The sequence below is a fragment of the Burkholderia sp. USMB20 genome, assembly GCF_000949135.2.
GTDB lineage: Bacteria > Pseudomonadota > Gammaproteobacteria > Burkholderiales > Burkholderiaceae > Burkholderia.
Genome location: NZ_JTAN02000026.1, coordinates 1 through 6199, shown reverse-complemented (window position 1 = coordinate 6199; position 6199 = coordinate 1). Strand labels below are relative to the sequence as shown.

Here is a 6199-nt window from a genome sequence, read left to right as displayed (position 1 = left end):
TGATCCGCGGCTGGCTCGTCGAGCGAAAGTTGCTGGAGGCCTGAGCGCTCAGGCCGGTTGGTGTGGGCTGCACAGTAGACCCGACGGTAGCGCACCCTCGGCCAACAGGATTCCCGTCATCATCTTTTGTTTAGAAGGTCCACATGAGCAACTCATACATCATCGGCTGGGGACACACGCCTTTTGGCAAACTGGACAAGTTGGATCTGGAGCAGATGATCCGTGACGCGGTGCAACCTGCACTGGACAGCGCCGGCCTCGAGCCGGGCGACATCGACGGCATTTTTCTTGGCCACTTCAACGCGGGTTTCGTCGGTCAGGATTTCACGGCATCCTTGCCAGCGGTGGCGATGCCAGAGTTCCGGCACACACCGGCCGTTCGGGCGGAGAACGCATGTGCCACTGGTTCCGCAGCGATATGGGCAGCGCTGGACGCGATGGCGGCGCGGCGCATGAAGCGCACGTTGGTCATTGGCATGGAGAAGATGAACGAGCTCACCACCCCGCAAGTGGCGGCCACGTTGATCAAGTGCTCCTACGTCAAGGAAGAAGGCGCGGATCCGGCCGGCTTCGCAGGAATCTTCGGCGGCATCGCGACCAAATACTTCGAGCGTTTCGGTGACCAGTCCGATGCACTGGCTGCGATCTCGTCCAAGAACCACAGCAACGGCATGCACAACCCTTACGCCCACATGCAGCGAGACTTGGGGTTTGACTTCTGCCGTACGGTTTCGGAGAAGAACCCCTTCGTGTCGGGCCCTTTGAAGCGCTCCGACTGTTCGCTCATATCCGATGGGGCTGCAGCTTTAGTGCTGTCGACCGAACCTATACACGGTGCGAAGGGCGCGCCGGTGCGTTGGCGCTCGCGCGCTCAAGTCAATGACTTCCTGCCGATGTCGCAGCGCGACCCCACTCGTTTCGAAGGCGCAGCGCTCGCATGGCAACAGGGGCTCTGGTCCGCCGAAGCCACGCTCGAAGACCTCTCGTTCGTTGAGACGCATGACTGCTTTACGATTGCCGAGTTGCTCCAGTACGAGGCTATGGGACTGGCACCTCACGGGCAAGGTGCGCGCGTCATACTTGACGGTGTCACGCGCAAGGACGGCAGGCTGCCGGTCAATCCGTCGGGTGGCCTCAAGTCCAAGGGACATCCGATCGGTGCTACGGGGGTTTCGCAGCACGTGATGGCGGCGATGCAGTTGTCGGGCACTGCAGATGACATGCAGGTGCAGGACGCGCGCGTCGGGGCTGTATTCAACATGGGCGGTTCTGCCGTCGCCAGTTACCTGAGCATCCTGGAGTCGGTGTGAACGCGGCGCAAACCATGAACCTCGGGCAATTGCTGACGCAGACCGCTCGACTGTATCCGGATCGGCCTGCGATATTCCGAGGTGATCAGACTTGGAGTTGGGCAGAGATCGAGCAGCGCGTGGCTGCCATGGCAGTCGCGTTGCGCGGACTCGGTGTTCGCAAAGGGGATCGCATCCTGGTCCAGTCGCGCAACAACGTGCAGATGTTCGAAAGCTGCTGGATCGCCTTTCGCCTCGGTTGCGTTTGGGTGCCCACCAATTTCCGACTGACGCCACCGGAGGTGGCCTACCTGGGCGCTTCGAGCGGCGCGACAACGATGATCGTGGAGGATGTATTTGTCGATCACGCCGAGGCGGTGCGTGCTACGGATGCCGGGTTAAAGCACATCATCATGATCGGCGAACCACGAACTGGTCTGCACAACTATGAGCAACTCATCCGAGACCACATGGGGGCGACGGCTGAACACGAGACTGTCGCCTATGATGATCCGCTCTGGTTCTTCTATACGTCCGGTACGACCGGCCGTCCCAAAGCCGGCATGCTGACCCACGGGCAGATGGCGTTTGTGGTGACCAATCACTTGGCGGACCTGATCCCGGGCACGACTGAGCGCGATTGCTCCATCGCCGTGGCGCCGCTATCACATGGCGCCGGAATTCATGCGTTGGCGAATGTGGCCCGTGGTGCACCTACGGTGTTGCTGCCAAGCGAAAAGTTGGACCCCGAGTTGGTTTGGCAAGCCGTGGAGAGGCATCGCGTCAGCAACCTGTTCACCGTGCCGACCATCGTCAAAATGCTAGTAGAGCATCCGGCCGTAGACCGGTACGACCATACAAGTCTGCGCTACATGATTTATGCCGGAGCGCCGATGTACCGCGCCGATCAGAAGTTCGCCCTCGCGAAGTTGGGCAAGGTATTGGTGCAGTACTTCGGTCTGGGCGAGGTCCCCGGCAACATCACCGTGCTTCCCGCGCATATGCATTCGGCCGATGATGACGATCCCAACGCGCACATCGGCTCGTGCGGTCGCGCGCGCACGGGCATGGAAGTGGCGATACTTGACGCTGAGCTGAACCCAGTGGCGGAAGGCGAAGTAGGTGAGATATGTGTTCGAGGACCCGCGGTCTTCTCCGGCTATCACGATAACGCCGATGCGACGGCGAAAGCGCTGCGGGGCGGATGGTTCCACACGGGCGACCTTGGGAAACTAGACGAGCGCGGCTTGCTGTATGTCACTGGTCGCGAGTCAGACATGTACATCTCGGGAGGCTCCAATGTCTATCCGCGGGAAGTGGAAGAGGTGTTGTTGACGCATCCGGGTGTGGCGGAAGTCGCGGTGCTCGGCGTACCGAACCCAAAGTGGGGCGAAGTCGGTGTAGCGGTGGTGGTCCGTCGCGAGGGCGCGGCGCTTGATTGCGACGCACTCCTGGCGCATCTGGAAGGCCGTTGTGCGCGATATCGGTGGCCACACCACGTGTTCTTCTGGGACAGTCTGCCGAAGTCGGGCTACGGGAAGATTGCAAAAAGGGATATTCGTAAACAGCTCTTCGAGCGCGGAGACTTGGTGGCGTGAATGCGCGCTTGGCCTATCGGCTTGATGAGCGCTGGGGAGTTGGAGCGGGCGTAGCGCGCAACGCGCAGTGCGGGATTCCCCCGTTGTCGGCGCGATGCGAGTTCATCGGCGAGGGTCAGCCTGGGCCGAAGAGACCGCACTTCCGGAGAGCTGTTTTGGCGAAAACGCAGCCCCAGATGGTATGTAAAGCCCCTGCATGAAGAACCGGAGAATCGAAGATGACTGCTTGTATGGTGGGATGGGCTCATACGCGCTTTGGAAAATTCGAAGCGCGCGAGATGGAGGATCTCATTGGCGAAGTGGTTCGCGAAGCGATGGCTGACGCATGTGTGGAGGCATCCGATATCGATGAAATTTTTCTGGGGACCTTTAACGCCGGGTTCGTCCAACAGGACTTTCCGTCCTCGTTGGTTCTGCAGTGCGATCCGGCTCTACGCTTCAAACCCGCGACGCGTATCGAAAACGCGTGTGCCACCGGTTCGGCTGCAATCCAGCAAGGACTGAACAGTCTCAAGGCGGGCACGGCCCGGCACGTTCTGGTGATTGGCGTGGAGAAGATGAGCGGAGTTAGCAGTGCCGTTGCGGGCGAGAATCTTCTCAAAGCAAGCTATGTCAAGGAGTCAGGCGGCATGCGTGGCGGGTTTGCGGGAGTATTCGGGACGATCGCGGAAACCTATTTCGGCCGGTACGGCAATCAGCTCGATGCGCTGGCCGCGATTGCCGCAAAAAACCATCGTAACGGAGCACGCAATCCCTATGCACATATGCAGAAAGACCTCGGATTTGAATTCTGCAGGGAGGTGTCCGAGCGCAATCCTGTCGTAGCCGGACCGCTGAAGCGCACAGATTGCGCGCTCATTTCCGATGGGGCCGCCGCTGTGGTATTGGCTGATAAGAACGTTGCAATAACGAAGTCCCGCGCCGTGGCTTTTCGAGCGACAAGCCACGTGAACGACTTCCTGTCGTTGAGTGAACGCGACGTGACATTTTTCGATGGAGCAGCCCTTGCATGGCGAGTGGCGCTCGAGAAAGCGGGCGTGGGAATTGACGACCTTGATTTCGCGGAAATCCACGATTGTTTCACGATTTCCGAACTGATCCAGTACGAAACGATGGGGCTGGTCTCCCGAGGTGAGGGTAAGCGGGCGATTCTCGATGGAATGACTGACATCGATGGGAAGCTGCCGATTAATCCGTCTGGCGGCCTCAAGGCGCGAGGACATCCCGTTGGTGCGACCGGCGTATCAATGCATGTGATGGCCGCGATGCAGTTGACGCAAACGGCAGGCCCAATGCAGCTGAAAAACGCCCAGTTAGCGGGCGTCTTCAATATGGGCGGGTGCGCCGTTGCGAATTACGCCAGCGTTCTTGAACGTGTTCGGTGAGGATGCCATGCCGGTAATGAACGTTGGACATCTTGTTACACAGGCGGCGGTAAGATATCCGGAACGGATGGCAGTTATATTCGGCGACGTGCGGTTGACCTGGCGCGCAGTGAACCAGCGGATCGACTCGTTGGTGGCAGCCTTGCGCAACCTCGGTCTGGAGAAGGGGGACCGGGTTCTCGTTCAGGCACGCAACAGTCATCGCATGTTCGAAACAAAATGGGCCTGCTTCAAAGCGGGAGCTGTATGGGTCCCAGTCAATTTCCGATTGACTGAGCCCGAGGTCGCGTACATCGCCGACCACAGCGGCGCAAGTCTAATGTTCCACGATGCGGAGTTTGATCTGCATGCGGCCGCAGCTGCATCCGCTAGCCCTTGTCTGAAAGGGCGCTTCTGCTATGACCGTCCTGTCAGCGGAAACAACGCGTACGAAGCGTTGCTGAAAAGCAATGTATGTGCGGCACAATTTGAAACGGTAGTGGAACACGACGATCCAGCATGGTTCTTCTACACATCCGGGACGACGGGCCGCCCAAAGGCGGCCGTACTGACCCATGGGCAACTGGCATTTGTAATCGTCAGCCACCTTGCTGACGTGTTTCCGGGCACGACGGTCGACGACACCTCGCTTGTGCTAGCGCCGCTCTCCCATGGCGCGGGCGTGCATGCTCTGGCCCATGTCGCCAGAGCGACCACTCAGGTGTTTTACCCGTACGCAGAGATTGCGCCTGAGCGAGTCTGGGATATGGTGCAAACGCACAAGGTGACGAATTTTTTCGCAGTTCCAACGCTCCTCAAGAAGCTGGTCGAACATCCCAGCGTGGATATATATGATCGGTCCACGCTTCGACGCGTCAACTATGGCGGCGCGCCAATGTACCGCGCCGACCAGAAGTTGGCCTTGGCGAAACTCGGCGCGGTACTTGTCCAGCACTACGGTCTCGGCGAGTTCACCGCGAATATCACGGCGCTCGCGCCAGAACATCATTCGCCGTGCGACGATGATCCGGCCCGCCCAGCGGGTTCTTGCGGGTTACCGAGGACCGGCATCGAGGTCGCGATTCTTGCCGAGGATGGCAGCCGGCTTCCTACGGGGGAGGAAGGCGAAATTTGTGCGCGCGGCCCCGCCGCTTTTATCGGCTACTATCGTGATGAGGATGCATCATGCAACGCGTTCCGTGGCGGATGGTTCCATACCGGTGACATTGGCCGTGTGGACGAGCGAGGATTCGTGTCCGTGACCGGACGTCAATCCGATATGTATATTTCCGGTGGCCTCAACGTATATCCACGAGAGGCGGAGGAAGTTCTCCTAATGCACCCTCAAGTTCGGGAAGTCGCCGTTGTGGGGATGCCGGACCCCAAATGGGGCGAGTGCGGCGTTGCCGTGCTTGTCACCGCTGATGGCCAGGCTGTCGAGACGCATGAGTTTGCACAACTATTTTCAAAACGGTTGGCAAAGTACAAGTGGCCAAAGCGATATGAATTCTGGTCAGACCTGCCGAAGTCAGCATACGGAAAAATCCTTAAAAGAGAAATTCGGAGCAGGCTTAGTTCTCAGGAAAACTGAGGTTGGGGGGCAAACCCGACAGCATTGCATGAATATCGATTTTCTCATCCTTGTCGTTCTGACTGTAGGATCCTACACGTGAGTCGGCCGACTGGAACGTCGGAAGCATCTAGAGACTATCTCGTGCGCGAAAAGATTTTGGATTTCGGTGAGCACATAAGCGTCTCAATACTGAGCTCGATATTAAATAGCCGAATTGAAAATAATCGGGAAACGGGAGATGCCAAAGAATAATTCGAGCGCCGCGGAGGCGTCCCCTTTGAGGGGACTGCTGGGGTGTTCGCTTCCTCCTAAAGTAGACACATGAACCAAGCCTACGACATTCAGACCGAGTGGGTGCACCTGCAGTACGAGGAG

The 6199-nt window shown here is 58.7% G+C and carries 4 protein-coding genes; all 4 read left to right on the top strand.

Annotated features, from left to right (window positions below):
- Positions 1 to 143 precede the first annotated feature (143 nt).
- Positions 144 to 1310, top strand: a complete 1167-nt coding sequence (locus PL79_RS35940; RefSeq protein WP_044849262.1) for an acetyl-CoA acetyltransferase — start codon at positions 144 to 146, stop codon at positions 1308 to 1310.
- Positions 1311 to 1324: 14 nt separating this feature from the next.
- Positions 1325 to 2887, top strand: coding sequence for an acyl-CoA synthetase (locus PL79_RS35935; protein WP_044849261.1), 1563 nt, complete (start codon positions 1325 to 1327; stop codon positions 2885 to 2887).
- A gap of 218 nt (positions 2888 to 3105) precedes the next feature.
- Positions 3106 to 4272 carry an acetyl-CoA acetyltransferase gene (locus tag PL79_RS35930; protein ID WP_044849260.1) on the top strand — a complete coding sequence of 389 codons (1167 nt, stop codon included), beginning with the start codon at positions 3106 to 3108 and terminating at the stop codon, positions 4270 to 4272.
- Positions 4262 to 5842 (top strand): AMP-binding protein, encoded by a 1581-nt coding sequence (locus tag PL79_RS35925; RefSeq protein ID WP_328592095.1) that lies wholly within the window; start codon positions 4262 to 4264, stop codon positions 5840 to 5842. The genes PL79_RS35930 and PL79_RS35925 overlap by 11 nt, the downstream gene beginning before the upstream one ends.
- Positions 5843 to 6199 lie beyond the last annotated feature (357 nt).

Bases quoted from the DNA above. Each gene is read 5' to 3' on its own strand.
- PL79_RS35930 (WP_044849260.1), top strand. From the start codon at position 3,106: ATGACTGCTTGTATGGTGGGATGGGCTCATACGCGCTTTGGAAAATTC.
- PL79_RS35935 (WP_044849261.1), top strand. From the start codon at position 1,325: ATGAACCTCGGGCAATTGCTGACGCAGACCGCTCGACTGTATCCGGAT.
- PL79_RS35940 (WP_044849262.1), top strand. From the start codon at position 144: ATGAGCAACTCATACATCATCGGCTGGGGACACACGCCTTTTGGCAAA.